The following is a 21,244-nucleotide window of genomic DNA, read 5'->3' as shown; positions in this document are numbered from 1 at the left end:
GGCAGGCTGGTGAGCGTGCTCCACCGACGCCTGCTGCCATCACGCCGGTCGGGCCTGCCCCCGTGCAGGCCCTTCCGGCGACCCGGGGTGGTGACCGCCCTCGTGGCGGTCGCCCTCATGGTGTCCGGGTGCACCGCCGGCGACGCCTCGGCGCCGGACACGGGTGTGGCCGGGCAGCTCTCCGTGCTGTCCCTGGGCCCAGTGGCGAGCTGGGACCCCCAGCGCATGACCACGCCGCAGGACGTCGCCTTCGCGGGGCGGACCTTCATCCGCACCCTGACGGCCCACCCGGCGGGCACCGACGCGGCAGCCCAGCGGGACGTCGTCGGCGACCTCGCCACCGATGCCGGCCGACCCGACGACTCGCTGAAGGTCTGGGCGTTCACGCTGCGCAGCGGGACCACGTGGCAGGACGGTTCGCCGGTCACCTGCGAGGACGTTCGCTACGGCGTCTCACGGTCGTTCGCGAAGCCGTGGGCCGACGAGGGCCTCAACTACCCCCTGGCCTACCTCGACATCCCGCGCAAGGCCGACGGGACGTCGACCTACGCCGGACCGTTCGGCGGCTCGGGCCAGGCGGCGTTCGACAAGGCGGTCACCTGCGACGGGTCCAAGATCACCTTCCGCCTCAGCACACCGATGGTCGACTTCAACCAGGTCGTGGCGCTGCCCGCCTTCGCGCCCGTCAAGAAGTCCCGGGACGGCAAGGCCGACGCCACGTATGCCGTGTTCTCCAACGGGCCCTACCAGCTCAAGGGCGAGTGGGATCCCAGCACCGGTGGGGTCTTCGAGCGAAACCCCAAGTGGGACAAGGGTTCCGACCCCATCCGCCGCGCCGCGCCTGAATCGATCCGGTACGTCGAGGGCACCGAGTCCCAGACGGCCGTCCAGCAGGTCATCAACGACGAGGGCGACCGCCGACGCGCCGTCACCCTCGACTCGGCTCCGCCGGCGATGCAGCAGCAGGTGCTCGCCGACAAGGGGTTGACCCGCCGTTCGATCAACCCCACCGCGCAGTTCGTCGACTACCTCGCGCCGAGCTTCGCCTCCCCGGTCATGCGCAACGCGGACGTGCGACGGGCCCTGGCGCTGGCGACCAACCGTGACGGGTACGTCACCGCCCTGGGCGGAACGAGCGCAGCCGAACCCACGTCGACCCTGCTGGGCCCCGCCATCGCCGGTCACCGCGACACCGACCCGCTCGGTGCCTCACCGTCGGGCGACCCGGCCGGGGCCCGGGCGGCCCTCCAGGCGTCGGGGCTGACGCTCCCGGTGAAGATCACGGTCGCCTACCGCTCGACCCCGACCGCGGACAAGGCGATGGCGGCGCTGCTCAACGGCTGGGAGCGGGCCGGTTTCCAGGTCACGCTGCAGCCCATCGAGAAGGACTACTTCTCGGCGGCGTCCAGGCCCGGCCGCGCGGCCGACACCGATGTCTTCTGGGCCAACTGGGCGCCGGCCTGGCCGGCGGCCTCCACGGTGATCCCCCCGCTGTTCGACAGCCGCCTGAACCTCTCGGACAGCGGGACCGGCCGCGACCTGGGCGCCTTCGCGGACGACGGCGTCGACAAGGAGATCACCCGGATCTCGACGGTGAAGGACCCTGCGGCGCAGGCGGCGGCGTGGGCCGACCTCGACACCTCGCTGGCCAAGCGTGGCGCCTACATCGCCTTGGCGCAGCGCCGTTCGTTGTTCATCGCCGGGAGCGCCGTGAGCGGGCTCAGCGCCAACGAGGCCCTGGGTGGGTTCGTGGACCTGGCGACCATCGGTGTGGAATAGCCAGGTGACGACCCCCGACCCTGCGCCCGCGGCACGCCTGCTGTTCGTCCACGCGCACCCGGACGACGAGACCTTGACGACGGGCATCACCATGGCCCGTCATGCGCAGGAGGGGCACCCGGTCCACGTCCTCACCTGCACCCTGGGGGAGGAGGGCGAGGTGATCCCGCCCGAGCTGCTGCACCTCGACGTGCACCACGACGACGCCCTCGGGCCGTACCGCCGCGAGGAGCTGCGCGCCGCCATGGCCGCCCTCGGCGTGAGCCACGAGGTGCTGGGGGAGGACGAGAGCCGCCTGTCCGCCTACCGCGACTCCGGGATGGCCGGGTTGGACTCGCCACCCGGCCCCGGGACCTTCGTGCGCGCCGACCCGGAGGAGGCCGTGTCCCTGGTCGTCGACGTCCTGCGACGGGTCCGGCCCGCCGTCGTCGTCACCTACGACGAGCACGGTGGCTACCTCCACCCGGACCACGTCCAGACCCACCGCATCACGTGTGCGGCCGTGGCCTCCCTGCCCCGCGAGCAGCGCCCCCTCCTGTATGCCGTGCTGACGCCGCGCTCGTGGGCCCGTGAGGACCGGCAGTGGCTGGCAGAGCACCTCCCACCCGACTCCCCGTGGTCGCTGCCGGACCCCGACGGCGAGTACCCGCCGTCGGTGGTGGCCGACGAGCTCGTGACCCACGAGGTCGTCGAGCCCACCCTCGTCCCGGTCCAGGCCCGGGCGCTTCGCGCCCACGCCACCCAGGTGACCGTGGACGGTGAGACCTACGCCCTGTCCAACGACATCGCGGCCCGGCTGTCGGGGCGTGAGGGCTTCGCCCTGCTCGACCCCGAGACCGGACACCTCGTCACCGGCGCGGACCTGCGCCCGGTCGACCACTCCCGGACGGGCGCCCCGCCGGGGTCCCGTCGCACCGACCTGACAGGAGCTCCCGCGTGAGCACCGACCTCCCGGCCGTCGACACCGACCAGTTCCGCCTGGCGATGGGGCGGTTCGCCACCGGTGTGACGGTGCTGACCACCCGCAGCGGCGAGCACGACCACGCGATGACGGCCAACGCCATCACCTCCGTCTCGATCGACCCCCTGCTGGTGCTCGTGTGCGTCGAGGTCGACGCGCGCTTCCACGAGGCCGTCACCGACGCAGGCATCTGGGGTGTGAGCATCCTCGGGGCCGAGCAGCGGCCCGTGGCGCAGTGGCTCTCGACCCAGGGCCGACCCCTGCACGGCCAGCTCGACCGCATACCCCACCACCGCGGTGCGGCCACGGGCGTGGCCCTCCTGGACGGCGCGATGGCAACGATCGAGTGTCGAACCACGGACGTGCACCCCGCCGGTGACCACAGCATCGTGGTCGGCGAAGTAGTGTCCCTCTCGAGCAACGAGCACCCCGCGGCCGCGCTGGTGTACTACCGCAGCCGCTACCAGGCGCTGAAGTGATGGGAGGGCAGGGCGTGAAGGAGAGCGGCTCCGCCGGTCTGAGGTTCGGGGTCGCGCTGGCGGTCCTGTTCGCCGCCTACCTCGGCACGGCCTGGTTCCTCGGGCGGCACGTGCCCGCCAACACGTCAGTGTCGGGCGTGCCGATCGGCGGGATGTCGCCGGCGGCCGCAGAGCGGACCCTGTCGCGCTCGTTGGGTGCCCGGCAGGACGCCGCGATCACCGTCACCGCCGGCGAGAAGTCGGCCCAGCTGAGCCCCACGGACGCCGGCCTCGCGCTCGACCTCCCGGGCACGGTGGGGGAGCTCACAGGGTTCAGCCTCAAACCCTCCGACCTCTGGAACCACCTCACCGGTGGGGACGCGGAGCAGCTCAAGACGTCAGTGGACCGCGCGAAGCTCGAGGCGGCCGTCAAGGGCATCGAGTCGACGCTCGACACCCAGGTCGTCCAGGGCGCCATCACGTTCCCCGATGGCAGGGCCGCGGTGGTGCAGCCGGTGGCCGGCGCGACCCTCTCGGTGCCCGGCACCGCTGACGAGGTGGCCGCCCGGTGGCCCGCCAAGGGACCGATCGGGGCCAAGTTCGACACCGTCGAGCCCGACGTGTCGGCTGACGAGGTGCAGCGCGCCGCAACGGAGTTCGCGACGCCGGCCATGTCCGGTCCCGTCACGGTCGAGGTCGCCGACAAGAAGTTCCCGGTGAAGCCGGCCGACTACGCTCCGGCCCTGTCGATGAAGGTCCAGGACGGCAAGCTCGTCCCTGTTGTGGACGACACCAAGCTCGTGGCCGCCGTCCGCGCGGCCGCCTCGGCCGCCGGTCTGGAGACCAAGGCCCGCGACGCGAAGATCACGTTCAGCGGCACCAAGCCCGTCGTCATACCGTCCGCCACGGGCTCCACCCTCGACGACGCCTCGGTCGTCGCCGCCGTGGTCCCGGCCCTGACGTCACCGTCGCGGACGGCCACCGTCACCGCGAAGGCCGTCCAGCCCAAGCTCACGACCGCGCAGGCGAACAAGATCAAGCCCAAGGAGATCATCTCCTCGTTCACCTCGGTCTTCCCGTTCAACCCCCCGCGCACCGAGAACATCACCATCGCTGCGCGGACCCTCAACGGCACGTACGTCGCGCCGGGGGAGACGTTCAGCCTCAACCAGCGACTCGGCCAGCGGACGGCGGCCAAGGGCTACAACTCGGCGCCGGTCATCGTCAACGGCCGACTGACCAAGGACTACGGCGGCGGCATCTCGCAGCTGTCGACCACGCTGTTCAACGCGGTGTTCTTCTCGGGCGTGAAGATCGAGGAGCACCATCCCCACAGCTTCTACATCTCGCGCTACCCCGAGGGACGCGAGGCCACGATCTCCTGGCCCGACGTCGACAACCGGTTCACCAACGACAGCGGCTACGGCATCCTCATCCAGGCGTACGTGTCGGGCAGCTCGGTGACGGTGACCTTCCACGGCACCAAGGTCTGGGACGTCGAGGCCTCCAAGGGGGATCGGCGCAACGTCGTGCAGCCGAAGACCATCGTCGACGACTCCAAGGGCTGCGTGACGCAGACCCCGACGCCCGGCTTCGACGTCACGGTGACGCGAATCTTCAAGAAGGCCGGCAAGACGGTGCGGACGTCGCAGTTCAACACCCACTACATCCCCGAGGACAAGGTCACCTGCACCGGCGGGTGACGCACGGCTGACCAGCCGAAACGTCCCGATCCGGGGACAGGGGTCGGGCCGTGTCGGGAGGGCGCCACACCCGGTGTCGGGTGGTCCGGATCGTCGGGAACCCGCCAGTTCGAGCTGGGTGGTTCTGTCCCGATATGAACCCATTTTCGTGTCGTTTGCGTGTGTCCTCGATTTCGCGACCCGGAGCTGTCGGGCTACGGTTTCGCCCTGTTCGAGTCTGCGCGTGGAACCGTTCCACGCAGCCGGAGACAGTGACCGGAGCGCCCCTGCAGGGAGGTGGCCTGCCGGTACCGCGTCCGCCGTGATGCACCACTGCTCCGTGCGACCCACGCTCCTGCGTGGGGCAGACAGGCGCCCCTCAGGCCCGCTCCGGCGGGAGTCGGGCGTCCCCCCAAGCGTCCCCCCGCGCGCAAGGAGAAGCATGTCCACCCCCCGTCGTACCGTCCTCAAGCACCTCGGTGCCGCAGCCCTCGTCTCCTCCGGAGCGGCCGTCGTCGGAGCCTCCTCGGCCTCCGCCGCCGTCGCCGAGGACGACATCCTGCTCGACTCGTTCACCGGCACCGACGACGAGAGGCTGACCAAGGCCCTCGCGGTCGCCAAGGCGTCGAGTCCCCGTCGAGCCATCCGGCTCGCCGGCCGCGCCCACACGTTCACGCAGACGCGAACGACGTTCTCCGGCCTGCGGATCCTCGGCCCGAACGTCGGCTGGCAGAACCCCGAGATCGCCGGAACCAGTGGCTGCCTCCCGCAGTGCACCGTCACGCTCAACTGCGGCAACGGCGCGAAGTCGTGGCTGGTCGGAACCGCCACGACGTACAACGTCATGGTCGCCGGCATCACGTTCAAGTCCTCGAACGCCGTGACGCAGTTCTACCACCACCCGATCAGTGCCGGGACGTGCTACGCCGCCACCTTCGACACCCTGTCGTTCTACGGGTTCAAGCACGTCCTGGGCACCCCGGCCGACCCGTTCTCGATGACGCTGGTCACCACCAAGGGCTCCTGGACCTGCGTCGCGGTGTCTGTCGTTCTACGGGTTCAAGCACGTCCTGGGCACCCCGGCCGACCCGTTCTCGATGACGCTGGTCACCACCAAGGGCTCCTGGACCTGCGTCGCGGTGCAGGACACGCAGTTCTCCCTGCGCGGCTCCGACAACTTCCTGTGGGTCGCCGGCGACATGAACTACGGCTGGGCCGGCGCCAACGGAGGCAAGTACCTCATGCGGTTCAGCAACCTGGCCAAGACCGCGGTGCGCCACCTCTACCTGACGGCCCGCGGTGGCTCCCGCGCGGTCCTCGTCGAGGGCCCGGCCTCCCAGCAGGGCGGCCTGGACATCAGTGACTGCGTCATCGAGGGCCAGAACGCGGGCGACCCCGCCATGGGTGCCCTGATCGTCGTCAAGGGCGGCGGCGTCTCGCTGACGAACACCAAGCTCAACTTCGGCATGGCCCGCCCCACCGACTTCAAGGACCAGAAGGACACCGCGCTGATCATGGTCCAGGGCGGCACCGCACTGATCACGAACACGTGGACCAACCGCGCCACGGCCACGCCGGAGTCGGTGCCGGTCGTCGCCGTGTCCGGTGGCGCCGCCTACGTCTCCCGCGTCATGGGTATGGGTGGCAACTGGGCGGGCAAGCCCAAGGTGGTCCGGACCGGTGGCACGCTCGTCCCCGACGCCACGGTCGCCGCAGCCTGACGGCTGGGTGCCCTACCGCACCAGGTGGGCGTAGGGGTCCGGTCGCTCGGACTCGCTGCGCAGCACGCAGAACTCGTTGCCCTCCGGGTCGGCGAGCGTCGCCCAGCCGGTGCCCGGGCCACGGTGGTCCCGCAGGTCGTGGACCATCGTGGCCCCGGCGCCGAGCAGGCGCTCGACCTCTTCGTCCATCGTCCGGTCGGTGGGCCAGAGGTCGAAGTGGATGCGGTTCTTGACCGTCTTCGCCTCGGGCACCTCGATGAACAGCACCCGCTGACGCCCGTCGGGCGAGAAGATCATGCACTCCTCGTGCCCCGGCAGGTTGGGGTCCTGCGGGTCCTCGCCGAAGCCGAGGACCCAGGCCCACCAGACCGACTGGGCGTGGGCGTCGCGGGAGTCCAACGTGGTGTGCGAGATGCGTGACGTCATGGCGCCACTCTTCCCGCCGACCCTTGCCGTGCGCCACCGGTTTGCGGCGACGTGAGGTACGCGTAGGACGAGTGCACGACGAACCCCAGCCGTCGGTACAGGCGGATTGCCGTCTCGTTGTCGTGCTCCACCTGCAGGTGGAGCAGCGAGACGCCCTCCTCGCGGAGCGCGACGGCGAGGCGCGCGGTGAGGTGCGCGGCCAGCCCACGCCCCCGGTATGCCGGGTCGGTCCAGACCGCACCCAGGCCGCCCCACCCGGCGCCGATCCCCAGTCGTGCCAAGGCGATCGGTGCGGTACCGGCCGCATCGCCAGCCCTGAGCCCCAACTGCTGGGAGAGCCCGCCACCGGGGGTGATGCTGCCGAACAGCACGCGCGGGCTGCCGCCCAGGACCGCCTCCGTGGCGCCCGGCACCGTGGCCCGGGTGCGGTGGTAGGCCTCCAGCCACGAAGGGGACAGGTCGTCCGCGATCGTGACCGCCGGTCCGCCGGGGTCGGCAGCGGCGATGGTCTCCCGGGCGGCAGTGAGGTTCAGCGTGCGGCTGCCGACGGTGTAGCCACGGGCCAGGAGCACCGCCCCCAGCGAGTCATCGGCGGGCTCGAACCCCTGAGGTCCCGCGAGGGCGAACTTCGCTGGGAGACCTCGCCCGGCATACCAGTGCTCCACCTCCTCGACCGCGGCGGCGAGGGGCCTCCCGGGGCTTCCCACCGGGACGACCGAGTTGCCGCGCTGGGTGTACCCCGCCGAGGCGCGCAGCTGCCAGTCACCGAGGGCGCCGCGCTCGACCGCGCCCCAGGCCGGCACCATGACGCGCTGGAGGTCCTCGATGGTCAGGGCCAGGTGGGGTGCGCCGCGGCGCGACGGCTTCGGGGGGACCTCCTTGGCGGTGGTCACCCGCGCCAGCGCGATGGTGACGGGGCCGCGCGAGGTCTCGACGACCACGTGCTGCGCGTCGCGCTCCGCAAGGGTTCCCACGCTGTCGGTCAGGGTCGCCCCGGTGGCCTCGTCGGGGGCGTCGAGGCGCCACCTGACCACCACTCGGGACCCGAGGGGGATCCTCCGCACGTCTGCTGGCACAGGCCGCATAGTATGTCCGCCATGACGTACGTGATCGCCCAGCCTTGCGTTGACCTCAAGGACAAGGCCTGCATCGAGGAATGCCCGGTCGACTGCATCTACGAAGGTGAGCGGTCCCTCTACATCCACCCGGACGAGTGCGTCGACTGCGGCGCCTGCGAGCCGGTGTGCCCCGTCGAGGCGATCTACTACGAGGACGACGTGCCCGAGCAGTGGGCCGAGTACTACAAGGCGAACGTCGAGTTCTTCGACGACCTCGGCAGCCCCGGCGGTGCCGCCAAGCTCGGCATCATCAACAAGGACCACCCGATCATCGCCGACCTGCCCCCGCAGGAGCACGACGAGTGAGCATCCGCTCGCTCCCCGACTTTCCCTGGGACTCGCTCGCTCCGTACAAGGAGCGGGCGAGTTCCGCTGTCCCGGGCGGGATCGTCGACCTGTCGGTGGGCACCCCCGTCGACCCCACGCCGGGTGTCGTGCAGGAGGCGCTGCGTGCTGCCGCCGACGCTCCCGGCTACCCGCAGACCTACGGCACCCCGGCCCTGCGTGAAGCGGTCGCCACGTGGTTCGCCCGTCGCCGGGGGGTCCCGGACCTCGACCCCGACGGTGTCCTGCCGACCGTCGGGTCCAAGGAGCTGGTCGCGTGGCTGCCGACCCTGCTCGGCCTGGGCGCGGGTGACGTCGTGGGGTTCCCCGGCATCGCCTACCCGACCTACGACGTCGGCGCCCGCCTCGCCGGGGCGACCCCCCAGGTCGTCGACGGGCTCAACGCGCTCGGGCCGCTGACGGCCGCCACGACACCGAAGCTGTTGTGGCTCAACACCCCCAGCAACCCCACCGGTCGCGTCCTCGGCATCGACCACCTCGCCAAGGTCGTGGCCTGGGCCCGCCAGCACGGCGTGGTCGTCGCCTCGGACGAGTGCTACGCCGAGCTGGACTGGCGCAGCGACTCGACCGAGCCGACCACCCCGAGCATCCTCGACCCACGGGTCTGCGGCGGCAGCCACGAGGGCCTGCTCGCCGTCTACTCGCTGAGCAAGCAGTCCAACCTCGCCGGGTACCGCGCCGCATTCGTCGCGGGGGACGTGACCCTCGTTCGTCAGCTGCTCGAGGTCCGCAAGCACGCCGGCATGATCGTGCCGTGGCCGGTGCAGGCCGCCCTCACGGCCGCGCTCGGTGACGACACCCACGTGGCCGAGCAGAAGGCCAGGTATGGCGCGCGGCGTGCCGCCCTGCGCGAAGCTGTCGAGGCATTCGGCCTCCGCGTGGACCACTCCGACGCGGGCCTGTACCTCTGGGCGACGCGGGGCGAGGACGCCTGGCAGACGGTCGACGCCCTGGCCTCGCGCGGGATCCTGGTGGCACCGGGCACCTTCTACGGTCACGCCGGGCGCGAGCACGTGCGGATCGCCCTGACCGCGACCGACGAGCGCATCGACGCCGCGGTCGGCAGGCTCCTCGCCTGAGGTGCCCGTTTTCCGCCCGTGCGGTGGGTTGGGGTAGCGTCGAGCGTGCGCGAGGCACGCCGTGTGAAGGGTGCCCGCCCCGGGACATTTGAGGATGGTTACGCATGAGCAATGACGGATCCACCGGCGCCACGCTGAAGGCCGGCACCACGGAACTCGACCTCCCCCTGGTCAAGGCAGCCGAGGGCAACGACGGCTACGACATCAGCAAGCTGATGAAGGAGACCGGCAACACCACCCTCGACATCGGGTTCGTCAACACCGCCTCCTGCAACAGTGCGGTGACCTACATCGACGGCGACCAGGGCATCCTGCGCTACCGCGGGTACCCGATCGAGCAGCTCGCCGAGAAGTCGAGCTTCCTCGAGGTCTCCTACCTGCTCATCTACGGCGAGCTGCCGACGCAGACCGAGCTCGACGACTTCGACTCCAAGATCCGTCGCCACACGCTGCTGCACGAGGACCTCAAGGCCTTCTTCGGTGGGTTCCCGCGTGATGCGCACCCGATGCCGGTGCTGTCGTCAGCCGTGTCCGCGCTCGGCACCTTCTACCAGGACAGCCTGGACCCGTTCGACAAGGAGCAGGTCGAGATCTCGACCGTGCGCCTGCTGGCCAAGCTTCCGACCATCGCGGCCTACGCCTACAAGAAGTCGGTCGGTCAGCCGTTCCTCTACCCCGACAACTCCCTGTCGGTCACCGAGAACTTCCTGCGCATGACGTTCGGCTTCCCGGCCGAGCCGTACGACCTCGACCCCGACATGGTCAAGGCGCTGGACCTCCTGCTCATCCTGCACGCCGACCACGAGCAGAACTGCTCGACGTCGACGGTCCGCCTCGTCGGATCCGCCCAGGCCAACCTGTTCAACTCGGTCTCCGCCGGCATCCACGCCCTGTCCGGCCCGCTGCACGGCGGCGCCAACTCGGCCGTCCTCGAGATGCTCGACGGGATCGCCAAGGACGGTGGCGACGTCGATGCGTTCGTCCGCAAGGTGAAGAACAAGGAGGACGGCGTCAAGCTGATGGGCTTCGGCCACCGGGTCTACAAGAACTACGACCCGCGCGCGGCGATCATCAAGAAGACCGCCGACACCATCATCAACAAGGACGGCGTGAAGGACCCGCTGCTCGACATCGCGCTGCAGCTCGAGCAGCGCGCCCTCGAGGACGACTACTTCGTGGAGCGCAAGCTCTACCCGAACGTCGACTTCTACACCGGCCTGATCTACAAGGCCATGGGCTTCCCGACCAAGATGTTCACGGTCCTGTTCGCCCTCGGTCGCCTGCCGGGCTGGATCGCCCAGTGGCGCGAGATGATCGAGGACCCGCAGACCAAGATCGGTCGCCCGCGCCAGATCTACACCGGTCACACCGAGCGCGACTACGTGGACTTCAGCGCCCGCTGACCCACCCCGCCATCAGGTACGGCGCGAGGCCCGGTTCCCCACGGAACCGGGCCTCGCGCCATACCAGTCCTTGCTCTGCCGGGGGCACGTGCGTTCAGTGAGCGCGATCTGTCGGTATGGCGCACTGGTTCCGACAGATGCTGCTCACTCAGGGGGCGCACCAGTTCAGCCGACGAGCGACCGCAGCAGAGTGAGGAGCTCTCGGCGGAGTCGGGCGTCGTGCAGGTCGGCGGCGGTGATGCGGATGACCCGCCACCCCAGTGCCTCGAGCAGACGGGTCCGCGCGATGTCGCCCTGCCACTGGCGCCGGTCGGTCCGGTGCTGGTCGCCTTCGTACTCGACCACGACCTTCGCCACCCGCCAGGCGAAGTCGGCCCTGGCGATGAACTGCCCGTCCTCCCCGCTGATCACGGCGTTGAGCTCCGGCTCGACCAGATCAGCCTCGGCGAAGATCAGTCGCGCGCGCGTCTCCATCGGCGAGCCGGAACCCACACGAATCAGTCCCGCCGCCTGGCGGAGCGTGCGCACTCCGCGGCGGACGGACCGTCCGGCGACGAGGGCATGCAACTCCGGGAGGAGGGACGGGACCCTGGCCACGAAAGCATCTCCGGCGATGACGAGGTCCGTGAGCGACATGCCGTCCAGCGAAGCCAGGTCCGCCCAGGTCCATGCTTCCGTCGTCACGCGGTGGCCGCGCAGGTCACGGAGGTTGCGACGCTCGAGCCCGCGGAAGCCGACGACGCCTGCTCGTCGGACCTGTGCCGCACCCGTCGGGCGGATCACGTGCAACGGTTCGTCGGGCGTCCAGGGCCGGGGCAGTGGAAGGCGGTACAACCGGGCTGCGGTCAGGTGGGAGAAGGCCCAGGGCTCGGGCAGGACGAGCGCGACCTGACGCGCGTGGTCGTCGGCGTCGACCGCGTCGCGCAGGCTTCGCACGCCTCGAGTCGGTCGGCGCAGGTCCGGCCGTCGGAGCCGCTGCTCCGACACCCCGAGCCCGCGCGCGTCGGCCACACGGAACGCAGATCCGCTCAGCGGCGACGGGAGGGGTGACGGTGGGCGGGACACGACACCCATCGTGGCGAAGTGCGGCGGAGCCGGACGCCCGTCATCCACAGCCCCACTCGGTGAGCAGGAAGTGTCGGCATCCGCACGGCATACCGACACTTCCCACTCACTCAACGCCGGCGGACGCGCAGGAGTGGGCAGGTGCGGGCGCCGGCGGACGGTTAGCTGGTGGTCGGGAAGGTGACGGTCACGGTGGTGCCGGCGCCGCCCTTGACCGACTTCCACGTCCAGCCGTCGGTGTCGCGGGTGCGGGTCCACTCCTTCGAGCCGACCCGGACCTTCGTGGCGCCGTACTGCGCCGCCTTGGCGACCGCGAACGACCCCGTGCTCCACGCCTGCCGCTCGGAGCCCGCCTTGACGGTGAGGACGCTGCCCTTGACCGAGCCCTTCACCCCGAGCTCCTTCGACAACGCGGCCCTCAGGTCGGCGGGCCGGCCACCCGTGGAGTCGTCGAGGCGGCAGCCGAGGCCGCCGGGGGAGTGGCCGCTGAGCGTCGAGGCCATGAGGCGGCCCTCCTGCTCGTGGTCGGCGTACGCCTCGGGGTAGGCCGAGCGCTGCACCTTCTGGGCGATCTCGGTGATGCGCATCTGCTCGTACCCGTCGACCTTGACGAGCGCGTCGTAGAACTTGTTCGTGGCGTAGACCGGGTCGAGGATCTGCTTCTCCGTGCCCCACCCCTGGCTCGGCCGCTGCTGGAACAGCCCGACCGAGTCCCGGTCGCCGTAGGTCAGGTTGCGCAGCTTGGACTCCTGGATCGCCGTGGCGATGGCGATCGTGCCGGCCCGGGCGGGCAGGCCGCGCTTCTCCGCGATGGCCACGATCGTTGCGGCGTATGCGGTCTGGCTGGGGTCGAAGTCCACGCTGGTGCCCAGCGCGGTGGCCTGGCACCGGGGGCCGCCCAGGTTGTGCAGGGTGCCGCGCAGCCCGATCCAGCCGGCACCCACGAGTCCCGCGACGAACAGCAGCAGCACGACCCGGGTGACGAGGCGCCGGGTCCGCGACGGGGGCCTGTGCTCGGAGAGGACGGTGCCCCGCTTGGTGCTGGGCACGGCTAGTCGTTGGCGTGCAGCGCGGAGTTGAGCACGATGCCGTGCCCGTCCCGTGCCTTGGCCTCGACGGTGCCGGTCACCGAGTTGCGGATGAACAGGAGGTTGTCGTGACCGGACAGCTCGCGGGCCTTGACGACCCGCCCGTCCGCGAGGGTGACCTTGGTACCCGCCGTGAGGTAGAGGCCCGCCTCCACCACGCAGTCGTCACCCAGGGCGATCCCGAGACCGGCCTCGGCGCCGAGGAGGCAGCGCTCACCGACGCGCACGCGCTCGGTGCCGCCCCCCGACAGGGTGCCCATCGTCGAGGCGCCGCCACCGATGTCGGACCCGTCGCCCACGACGACACCCTGGGAGATCCGGCCCTCGACCATCGAGCTGCCGAGCGTCCCGGCGTTGTAGTTGACGAACCCCTCGTGCATCACCGTGGTGCCCGGCGCCAGGTGCGCGCCCAGGCGAACCCGGTCGGCGTCGGCGATGCGGACGCCCGTGGGGACGACGTAGTCGACCATCCGGGGGAACTTGTCGATGCCCAGCACGTTGACCGTCCCGCGCAGGCGCAGCCGGGCGCGCGTCATCTCGAAACCGTCGACCGCGCACGGGCCCTGGGTCGTCCAGACGACGTTGGCGAGGACCCCGAAGATGCCGTCGAGGTTGATGCTGTTGGGCTCGACCAGGCAGTGCGAGAGCAGGTGCAGGCGCAGGTACGCGTCGGAGGGGTCGGCCGGCGCCGCGTCGAGGTCGACCTGTACGTCCACCACGGTGCGTCGCACCCGACGGAGCTCGTCGGCGCCGGCGAGGGCGCGCAGCTCCTCGGGGACGCTCGCACCGGCAGGGCGTGCGCCGAGCGCCGGCTCGGGGTACCAGGTGTCGAGGACCACGCCGTCGACGGTCGTGGTGGCCAGTCCGAAACCCCAAGCGCTGCGCTCACTGCTCATGTGGACAAGCCTAGGGGAGCGAGGCTGAGGATCCGGACGCTGGATAGGGTCGTGGGCATGGCGAACCCTTCTCAGCACACCACCCAGGACAGCCCCCAGGACACCGCCCACGACCTCGTCCCGCTGGACCTGTCCGCCGACGTCGTGACGTTGACCGCGGCGCTGTGCGACATCGAGTCCGTCAGCCTCGACGAGCGACGGGTGTGCGACGCGATCGAGGCGGCGCTCGTGCCGCTGGAGCACCTCACGGTCACCCGCATCGGCAACACCCTCGTCGCGCGCACCGAGCTCGGCCGTGACGAGCGCGTCGTCCTCGCCGGCCACATCGACACGGTCCCGCTGACCAAGGCTCCCGCCAACCTGCCGACCCGTCGCGAGGGCGACGACCTCGTGGGCCGCGGCACCGTCGACATGAAGGGCGGCGTCGCCGTCCAGCTCAAGGCCGCCCTGGTCACCGAGCCGAGCCGCGACCTCACCTTCGTCTTCTACGAGGGGGAGGAGATCGACAGCGAGCACAACGGCCTCCTGCACGTCCAGCAGCAGCGCCCCGAGCTGATCGCCGACGCCGACTTCGCCGTCCTCCTCGAGCCGACCGCCAGCCAGGTCGAAGGTGGCTGCAAGGGCACCCTGCGGGTCGACGTGACCGCCCGTGGCGTCGCGGCGCACTCGGCCCGACCGTGGAACGGGCGCAACGCGATCCACGCCGCCGCCGACCTGCTGAACCGCCTCACGGCATACGAGCCGGCCACGGTGACGGTCGACGGCCTGGACTACCACGAGGCACTCAACGCCACGGGGATCCGTGGCGGCATCGCGGGCAACGTCATCCCGGACGAGTGCGTCGTCACGGTCAACTACCGGTACGCCCCCGACAAGTCGCCGGAGGTCGCGCTGGCCCACGTGGCCGAGCTGTTCGAGGGCTATGACCTCGTCGAGCTCGACAACGCCCCCGGCGCCCGCCCCGGCCTGGACCTCCCGGCCGCCAAGGCGTTCGTCGAGGCGCTCGGGCTGCCCGTCATCGCCAAGGAGGGCTGGACCGACGTCGCCCGCTTCTCGGCCATGGACATCGCCGCGGTGAACTTCGGCCCCGGTGACCCCAACCTCGCGCACCACGACGACGAGCGGTGTCCCGTCTCGCAGCTCGTGTCCGCCGAGGCGGCCCTGCTGCGTTGGCTCGCATAGGTTGATCGCGTGAGTGACGAGACGACGGACATCACCAGCGCGAGCGACTACGAGTACCACACCGGCCCGGTGACCCTGCGGGGTTCGCGCGTCCCCGGGACAACCACCGACCAGCGACTGCTCGACAGCCGCGGCTCCAGCGAGTGGCTGCACACCGACCCGTGGCGGGTGATGCGGATCCAGAGCGAGTTCGTCGAGGGGTTCGGGGCGCTCGCCGAGCTCGGCCCGGCGGTGAGCGTGTTCGGTTCGGCCCGGACGAAGCCCGGCACGCCCTTCTACGAGCTCGGCACCCATGTGGGGCGGGCCCTGGTCGAGGCCGGGTATGCCGTGATCACCGGTGGCGGGCCCGGCGCCATGGAGGCGGCGAACAAGGGTGCCCGTGAGGCGGGCGGGGCCTCGGTCGGCCTGGGGATCGAGCTGCCGTTCGAGCAGGGGCTGAACGAGCACGTGAACCTGGGGGTGAACTTCCGCTACTTCTTCGCGCGCAAGACGATGTTCGTCAAGTACGCGCAGGGGTTCATCGTCCTGCCGGGCGGGTTCGGCACCCTCGACGAGCTGTTCGAGGCCGTCACCCTCGTGCAGACCCGCAAGGTCACGTCCTTCCCGATCGTCCTGATGGGCACCGAGTACTGGGGCGGGCTGCTGGACTGGTTGCGCGGCACGGTCCTCGATGCGGGCACGGTCAGCGAGAAGGACATCGACCTCCTGCACCTCACCGACGACGTCGACGAGGCCGTCCGCATCGTCACCTCGACCGACCAGACGGTGGCCGCCAAGCGTCCCGAGTGACGTCCGGCCCGATCGACCCATGGACTCCGGGGCCGGCCGGGGGCGATGATGGACCCGTGAACATCTCACCGCTGCCACGGCAGGGTGACGTCGTGGTCGGTCGCGACGTCGCCGGCCGGACGCTGCGGATCTCCGGTCACCCGGAGAGCGGGCGGGTGGTGCTGTCGATCTGGCAGGACACCGTGTGCAGGGCGACGGTCCGCCTCCTGGCCGAGGACGTCCCCGCGGTCGTGGAGATGCTCGCGCGGAGTGCGCTGACCCCCGCCGCGTCGGGGGAGGACGCCCGCGCCCTCGACACGGCAGGCTGAATAGGACGCTCCCAGCAGTTCGTGCGACGATCACCTGCGTGATCTGGGTCTTCTTCACCGTCATCGCCGTGCTGCTCATCGGCGGCTTCGCCGCGCTCGTGACGGGCCGGCTGGGCTACGACCCGATGGCGGACGCGACGAGCACCCAGAGCTCACCAGCCCTGTCCGACGGGTTCGCGTCCGACGAGATCTCCGCCGTGCGCTTCGACACCGCCCTGCGCGGTTACCGCATGGACCAGGTCGATGCCGTCCTCGACCGGTTGCAGTCCCGCCTCGCCGAGCTGGAGGGTCCGCGCGCGGCCACCGAGCCGGAGAGCCCCCGCGACACGGTGCGCTGAGCAGATGGCCACCCTCCACCTCACCCGGCACACCGCGGCGAGTCCTGCCGCCGTGTGGGACGTCGTCGCCGACTTCGCGGGCTACGGCGACTGGATGCCGATGACCCGGATGACCACGGACGCGGGGGAGCCGCGGGTCGGCTGGGGGTTCGCTGGGCTCAGCGGGCCCGGTCCGCTCGTCTTCTCCGACTCCATGCTCGTCACCCGGTGGGACCCACCATCGCCCGACAGCGACCCCGCCGCCCCCGCGGTGTTCCGGGTGGTCAAGACCGGACGCCTGCTCGGTGGGTGGGCCGAGGTGACGGTGACCCCCGAACCACACATCGGCAGCCCGGGTGTGCTGGGTTCCCGGCTCGACTGGGTCGAGGACGTCGTCGTGCGTCCACTGCCGTTCAAGCGCCTGTTCGAGCCGGCGCTGGACCGCGCCAGCACGTGGCTCTACGGACGTGCCGTCGACGCCATGCTCGCGCGGGCCGCCGGGTCCCGACGGTGAGCGGCCTCCTCGTCGGCTCGGACGGGTTGGCGCGCTGCGCGTGGGCCGGGTCGACCCCGGACTACCTCACCTACCACGACACCGAGTGGGGTGTGCCGGTCCACGGCGAGCAGGCGCTGTACGAACGCCTCACCCTCGAGGCCTTCCAGTCCGGGCTGTCCTGGATCACCATCCTGCGCAAGCGCGAGGCCTTCCGCGCCGCGTTCGCAGGCTTCGACGCCGAGGTGGTCGCGACCTTCGGCGACGCCGATCGGGCCCGGCTGATGGCCGATGTGGGCATCGTCCGCAACCGCCTCAAGGTCGATGCCGCCATCCACAACGCCGCCGCCGTGCTCGCGCTGCGGGAGCGCGGCGGGCTCGACGCCCTCGTCTGGTCGCACGCGCCGGCCGACCACGCACCGCCGAGGTCGGCCGAGGACTTCCGGTCGACCAGCCCGGAGAGCGTCGCCCTCGCCAAGGGCCTCAAGAAGGCGGGGTTCGTGTTCGTCGGCCCCACGACGATGTATGCCGCCATGCAGGCGTGCGGCCTCGTGGACGACCACGTCGTGGGCTGCCACCGGTCGGGGGTCGGTGCCGGGGCGGACCAGGGCCCCGCATGAGCAGGGGCGCCGTCCTCCTCAGGTCGCTGACCGTCAGGACAGCGCTGGTCTACCTCGCCCTGCGGGCCGTGTCGGGCCTGCTCCTCGTGCTGGCCAGCCGGGACCAGGCGGTGATGCCGGACTGGACCGGCCCGACCGTCGAGCCGATCGACATGACCGTCCTCTGGGACGGCAGCTGGTACCGCAACGTGGCGGAGCAGGGCTACCCCAACCCGCTGCCCGTCGACCAGGCCAGCGGACACGTCGCGCAGAACGCCTGGGCGTTCTACCCGCTCTTTCCCCTCCTGGCGCGGATGCTCATGTCGGCCACGGGTCTGGGGTTCCCCGTGGTGGCCTCGACCCTGGCCCTCCTCGCCGGGCTCGGCGCGAGCGTCCTCATGGCCCGCCTGCTGGCCGAGAAGGTGGGCGACAGGGTCGCCCTCGGCGCCGTCGCCGTCTGGGCCGCGTTCCCTGCGGCGGTGTCCCTCCAGCTCGCGTACACCGAGTCGCTCGCGATGGTCGTCCTGTGCGGCCTGCTCTGGGCGCTGGTCCGACGCAGCTGGGGGATGGTGGCCGGGCTCTCGCTGCTGCTGGGCCTCACCCGGCCCATCGCTGTGCCGGTGGTCGTCGTGGTCGGTGTCTCCGTGCTCCTGCTGTGGCGAAGGCGCCGCCAGCAGAACGTCACCCGGGGTGAGCTCGTCTCGGCCCTGGCCGCGCTCGCCACCACCGCGGTGGGCGCAGTGCTGTGGCCCCTCATCGCCTGGCAGGTGACCGGGTCCCGCACGGCATACACCGACACCATGGCCGCGTGGCGCGCCGGAGGTGAGATCACCCCGCTCAAGCCCTGGCTGGGCATGTCGCAGTGGGCCTTCCGCGACTTCGACGGTGCCGCCGTCTACGGCCCCGTGGGGCTGGCCGCCCTGGTGACGACGATCGTCGTGCTCACGTGCGGCCCCTGGGCGACCAGGCTCGGCCCCGAGCTGAGGGTCTGGTGCCTGGCGTACCCCGCCTACCTCGCGGTCGTCCTCGACCCCTTCACGAGCATCTTCCGCTACGCCCTGCCACTCTTCCCGCTGATCGTCGTGGTGCTCGGCGGCGGCTGGCTCGAGCGGGCCGCGCGCCACCTGACCGTCCGCGTCGGCTTCCTCGTGGCTGCGGGCATCGTGGGCCAGGTCGCCTGGATCTGGAAGCTGCTCGTCTACCACGCGCCGGCGGACTACCCGCCGTGACCGCCGTCGCCCGCGTCCGCAGCGTCCCGTCCCTGCTGACCTCCTCCCTGCTCACCTCCAGCGGCCGCAGCGCCGCCGCCGGGTGGGCCCTGCGCCGCCCCGTCGTCTTCCTGCTCCTCTGGTATGCCGTGACGCGGGTCCTCGTGTTCGTCACCATGGCGGTCGCCGCGACGTGGTTCCAGACCCCTGCGGGGGTGGGCCACCTCCACCCGACGATCGGTGACGTCCTCGGTGGGTGGGACAGCGTCTGGTACCGCCGGGTGGCCGTCGACGGCTACCCCGTGCCACTGCCTGCCGACCCCGACACCGGGCTGCTGACCTACAGCGCATGGGCGTTCTACCCGGCGTTCCCGATGCTCGTCCGCGCCCTCATGGTCACGGGGATGTCGTTCGAGGTGTCCGCGGTCCTGCTCAACCTCGTCCTCGGTGCGGTCTGCACGATCCTCGTCTGGAAGTGCCTCAACTTCGCCCTCCACGCGGCCCCGCAGCCGGCCCGCGAGCGGCTGGCCCTCGTCGCGGGCATCCTCTGGTGCCTCTACCCCGCGACCTCGGTGCTGGTGATGCCGTACACCGAGGCCCTCGCGGGCGTGCTCATCGCCGGGTCGCTGCTCCTGCTGATGCGGCGGCAGTACGCCCTCGTCGCGCTGGTCACGATCGGGCTCGGGTTCACGCGTGCCGCCGCCCCTGCGATCGCCTGTGCCGCGATCGCGCACCTCGCCCTGCGCTGGCGCGAGGACCGGGCGGCGGGCACCCGGCCGCTGACCGGGCAGCGGACGACCGCGGCCCTGATGCTGCTGGCGACGGCCGCCTCCTCCATCGCCTGGCCCGTCGTCGTCGGGATCGCCAGCGGGCTGCCGATGGCGTTCTTCGACGTGCAGGCCGCCTGGGGGCAGAGGCCGGAGTCGGGGCCGTTCGTGCTGTGGCTGTCGTGGGCGTGGGACGGCCACGGCGTCGTCGGGGTGGCGGTCCTCGTCGGCCTCGTGGCGACGTACATCGCCCTCATCGTCGGCCGCCACGGCCGCTGGCTGGCGATCGAGCTGCGGGTCTGGGCCCTGGCCTACCCGCTCTACCTGCTGGCGGTCGTCCGGCCGATCACGAGCATGTGGCGGTTCCTGCTGCTCGACTTCCCCATCGCCGCGCTCGTGGCGTCCGTGGCGATGCGGACCTCGACGGGGGAGCGGGTGGTGCCGCACTGGCGGCGCCGGGTCGCCGTCGTGGCCCTCGTCCTGCTCGGGGGCATGTTCTGGTTCACCTGCACCCTGCTGACGTACACGCCGTGGGCGGCAGCCCCGCCCTGACCGTGTCGCCGGTCGCTGGCCGCCCGCCGGTCCGTCAGCCGGTCACTCGCCGGTGAACACCGGCTTCTCCTTCGCGAGGAACGCAGCCACCGCCGCCTTGTGGTCGGCACTGGCACCGGTGAGCGCCATGTACTCGCCCTCCCGCTCGAGGGACTCGCCCAGGCCGTGGCCGGCGGCGAACGCGACGGCCTGGCGGATCGAGCCGTACGCCAGCGTCGGGCCGTCGGCCAGGGTGGTCGCCAGCTCCAGCACGGCGGCGTCGAGGTCGGCCGCGGCGACGACCCGGGTGACCAGGCCGAGGGAGAGGCACTCGTCGGCGGGGACCGTGCGCGGCAGCAGGAGCAGCTCCTTGGCGCGGGCCGGGCCGACGAGCCGCTGGAGGCTCCAGGACGAACCCGAGTCGCAGGACAGTGCGATCCCGGCGAACGCCAGGTTGAAGCCTGCCGTGTCCACCATCACCCGGAAGTCCGCCGCCATCGCGAAGGCGGCGCCGGCACCTGCCGCGACCCCGTTGACCGCGGCCACGACCGGCTTGTTCATCGTCGTCAGCAGCTCGACGATCGGGTTGTAGTGCTTGGGGACGGTCTCCCACAGGGACGGGTCGTCCGACTGCTGGAGCCGGATGTGCTCCTTGAGGTCCTGGCCGACGCAGAAGGCGCGACCGCTGCCGGTGAGCACGACGCACCGGACCGTGGGGTCGGCGGCCACCTCCGTCAGGGCCGCGAGCAGGGCCTCCTTCGTGGGGCTGTCGAGGGAGTTCATCGCCTCCGGCCGGTTGAGCCTGACGGTGGCGACCGCACCCTCGCGTTCGACGACGACGGGCAGGTGAGGGGGCTGCGGCGCTGCAGGACTCTGGGTCATGCCGGACATCATGCCCTGCGGCCACCGGGTCGCCCGGGGCTGCACCCCGGACCGGATTTCGCCTGTGAGCAGGTTCACGGGATAATGGAGCAAATCTGGCACGCACGGGCGGAACTCAAGCACTGGCGTGGACCCGCGTGCCCAGCA

General features: G+C 71.3%; 22 protein-coding genes. 16 read left to right on the top strand and 6 right to left on the bottom strand.

Annotated elements, in window-relative coordinates:
* Positions 1-15: 15 nt before the first annotated feature.
* The 5 genes from ASC58_RS03565 (at position 16) to ASC58_RS03545 (ending at position 6,601) form a co-directional block, all read left to right on the top strand.
* Positions 16-1,779: an ABC transporter substrate-binding protein gene (locus tag ASC58_RS03565; RefSeq protein ID WP_235529070.1), complete on the top strand. Its 1,764-nt coding sequence runs from the start codon at positions 16-18 to the stop codon at positions 1,777-1,779.
* Positions 1,780-1,783: 4 nt separating this feature from the next.
* Complete coding sequence (gene mshB / locus ASC58_RS03560) at positions 1,784-2,719, top strand: N-acetyl-1-D-myo-inositol-2-amino-2-deoxy-alpha-D-glucopyranoside deacetylase (RefSeq protein WP_056915396.1); 936 nt, start codon at positions 1,784-1,786, stop codon at positions 2,717-2,719.
* A complete protein-coding gene (locus ASC58_RS03555) occupies positions 2,716-3,219 on the top strand; it encodes a flavin reductase family protein (RefSeq protein ID WP_056915395.1) in 504 nt (167 codons plus the stop codon). The genes mshB and ASC58_RS03555 overlap by 4 nt, the downstream gene beginning before the upstream one ends.
* A 14-nt stretch (positions 3,220-3,233) precedes the next feature.
* Complete coding sequence (locus tag ASC58_RS03550) at positions 3,234-4,901, top strand: VanW family protein (protein WP_157598336.1); 1,668 nt, start codon at positions 3,234-3,236, stop codon at positions 4,899-4,901.
* Between the two features lie 1,076 nt (positions 4,902-5,977).
* Entirely contained in the window at positions 5,978-6,601 is a 624-nt protein-coding gene (locus ASC58_RS03545; protein ID WP_056915392.1) for a hypothetical protein, read from the top strand.
* A 12-nt stretch (positions 6,602-6,613) separates the two neighbouring features.
* On the opposite strand, the gene ASC58_RS03540 is transcribed toward ASC58_RS03545, so the two are convergent.
* Positions 6,614-7,027 carry a VOC family protein gene (locus tag ASC58_RS03540; RefSeq protein WP_056918351.1) on the bottom strand — a complete coding sequence of 138 codons (414 nt, stop codon included), beginning with the start codon at positions 7,025-7,027 and terminating at the stop codon, positions 6,614-6,616.
* On the bottom strand, positions 7,024-8,103 hold the full coding sequence (locus tag ASC58_RS03535; protein WP_162246811.1) for a GNAT family N-acetyltransferase: 1,080 nt from the start codon (positions 8,101-8,103) through the stop codon (positions 7,024-7,026). The genes ASC58_RS03540 and ASC58_RS03535 overlap by 4 nt, the downstream gene beginning before the upstream one ends.
* A gap of 21 nt (positions 8,104-8,124) precedes the next feature.
* On the opposite strand from ASC58_RS03535, the gene fdxA reads away from it, so the two are divergent.
* The 3 genes from fdxA (at position 8,125) to ASC58_RS03520 (ending at position 10,972) form a co-directional block, all read left to right on the top strand.
* Positions 8,125-8,451, top strand: coding sequence for a ferredoxin (gene fdxA, locus ASC58_RS03530; RefSeq protein ID WP_056917233.1), 327 nt, complete (start codon positions 8,125-8,127; stop codon positions 8,449-8,451).
* Entirely contained in the window at positions 8,448-9,569 is a 1,122-nt protein-coding gene (gene dapC / locus ASC58_RS03525; protein ID WP_304438394.1) for a succinyldiaminopimelate transaminase, read from the top strand. The genes fdxA and dapC overlap by 4 nt, the downstream gene beginning before the upstream one ends.
* Positions 9,570-9,673: 104 nt before the next feature.
* Positions 9,674-10,972 carry a citrate synthase gene (locus ASC58_RS03520; protein WP_056918349.1) on the top strand — a complete coding sequence of 433 codons (1,299 nt, stop codon included), beginning with the start codon at positions 9,674-9,676 and terminating at the stop codon, positions 10,970-10,972.
* Between the two features lie 165 nt (positions 10,973-11,137).
* Here the strand turns inward: ASC58_RS03520 and ASC58_RS03515 are convergent, their stop codons facing one another.
* The 3 genes from ASC58_RS03515 to dapD all read right to left on the bottom strand — a co-directional run bounded on the left by ASC58_RS03515 (position 11,138) and on the right by dapD (position 14,021).
* Positions 11,138-11,908 carry an endonuclease domain-containing protein gene (locus ASC58_RS03515; protein ID WP_162246810.1) on the bottom strand — a complete coding sequence of 257 codons (771 nt, stop codon included), beginning with the start codon at positions 11,906-11,908 and terminating at the stop codon, positions 11,138-11,140.
* Positions 11,909-12,198: 290 nt separating this feature from the next.
* A complete protein-coding gene (locus ASC58_RS03510; protein ID WP_056915389.1) occupies positions 12,199-13,086 on the bottom strand; it encodes a hypothetical protein in 888 nt (295 codons plus the stop codon).
* Between the two features lie 2 nt (positions 13,087-13,088).
* Positions 13,089-14,021, bottom strand: coding sequence for a 2,3,4,5-tetrahydropyridine-2,6-dicarboxylate N-succinyltransferase (gene dapD / locus ASC58_RS03505; RefSeq protein ID WP_056918347.1), 933 nt, complete (start codon positions 14,019-14,021; stop codon positions 13,089-13,091).
* A gap of 57 nt (positions 14,022-14,078) precedes the next feature.
* On the opposite strand from dapD, the gene dapE reads away from it, so the two are divergent.
* From dapE to ASC58_RS03465, 8 genes are read left to right on the top strand one after another with little or no spacing between them, the layout of a single operon-like run.
* Complete coding sequence (gene dapE / locus ASC58_RS03500) at positions 14,079-15,203, top strand: succinyl-diaminopimelate desuccinylase (protein WP_082552937.1); 1,125 nt, start codon at positions 14,079-14,081, stop codon at positions 15,201-15,203.
* A gap of 9 nt (positions 15,204-15,212) precedes the next feature.
* Positions 15,213-15,992 (top strand): TIGR00730 family Rossman fold protein, encoded by a 780-nt coding sequence (locus ASC58_RS03495; RefSeq protein WP_235529069.1) that lies wholly within the window; start codon positions 15,213-15,215, stop codon positions 15,990-15,992.
* Between the two features lie 56 nt (positions 15,993-16,048).
* A complete protein-coding gene (locus ASC58_RS03490; RefSeq protein ID WP_056918346.1) occupies positions 16,049-16,300 on the top strand; it encodes a hypothetical protein in 252 nt (83 codons plus the stop codon).
* A 38-nt stretch (positions 16,301-16,338) separates the two neighbouring features.
* Complete coding sequence (locus tag ASC58_RS03485; protein WP_056918345.1) at positions 16,339-16,638, top strand: DivIVA domain-containing protein; 300 nt, start codon at positions 16,339-16,341, stop codon at positions 16,636-16,638.
* Between the two features lie 4 nt (positions 16,639-16,642).
* On the top strand, positions 16,643-17,131 hold the full coding sequence (locus tag ASC58_RS03480) for an SRPBCC family protein (RefSeq protein WP_056915385.1): 489 nt from the start codon (positions 16,643-16,645) through the stop codon (positions 17,129-17,131).
* Entirely contained in the window at positions 17,128-17,730 is a 603-nt protein-coding gene (locus ASC58_RS03475) for a DNA-3-methyladenine glycosylase I (RefSeq protein ID WP_056918344.1), read from the top strand. Before ASC58_RS03480 ends, ASC58_RS03475 begins: the two co-directional genes overlap by 4 nt.
* Positions 17,727-18,938 (top strand): hypothetical protein, encoded by a 1,212-nt coding sequence (locus ASC58_RS03470; protein WP_056918343.1) that lies wholly within the window; start codon positions 17,727-17,729, stop codon positions 18,936-18,938. Before ASC58_RS03475 ends, ASC58_RS03470 begins: the two co-directional genes overlap by 4 nt.
* Complete coding sequence (locus ASC58_RS03465; RefSeq protein WP_056918342.1) at positions 18,935-20,236, top strand: hypothetical protein; 1,302 nt, start codon at positions 18,935-18,937, stop codon at positions 20,234-20,236. The genes ASC58_RS03470 and ASC58_RS03465 overlap by 4 nt, the downstream gene beginning before the upstream one ends.
* Positions 20,237-20,278: 42 nt before the next feature.
* Here the strand turns inward: ASC58_RS03465 and ASC58_RS03460 are convergent, their stop codons facing one another.
* Positions 20,279-21,097: an enoyl-CoA hydratase/isomerase family protein gene (locus tag ASC58_RS03460; protein WP_369796186.1), complete on the bottom strand. Its 819-nt coding sequence runs from the start codon at positions 21,095-21,097 to the stop codon at positions 20,279-20,281.
* Positions 21,098-21,244: the final 147 nt, after the last annotated feature.

This window comes from Phycicoccus sp. Root101, assembly GCF_001426245.1.
In the GTDB taxonomy this organism is placed as follows: Bacteria; Actinomycetota; Actinomycetes; order Actinomycetales; family Dermatophilaceae; genus Pedococcus.
This window is presented reverse-complemented; position numbering and strand designations above follow the sequence as displayed.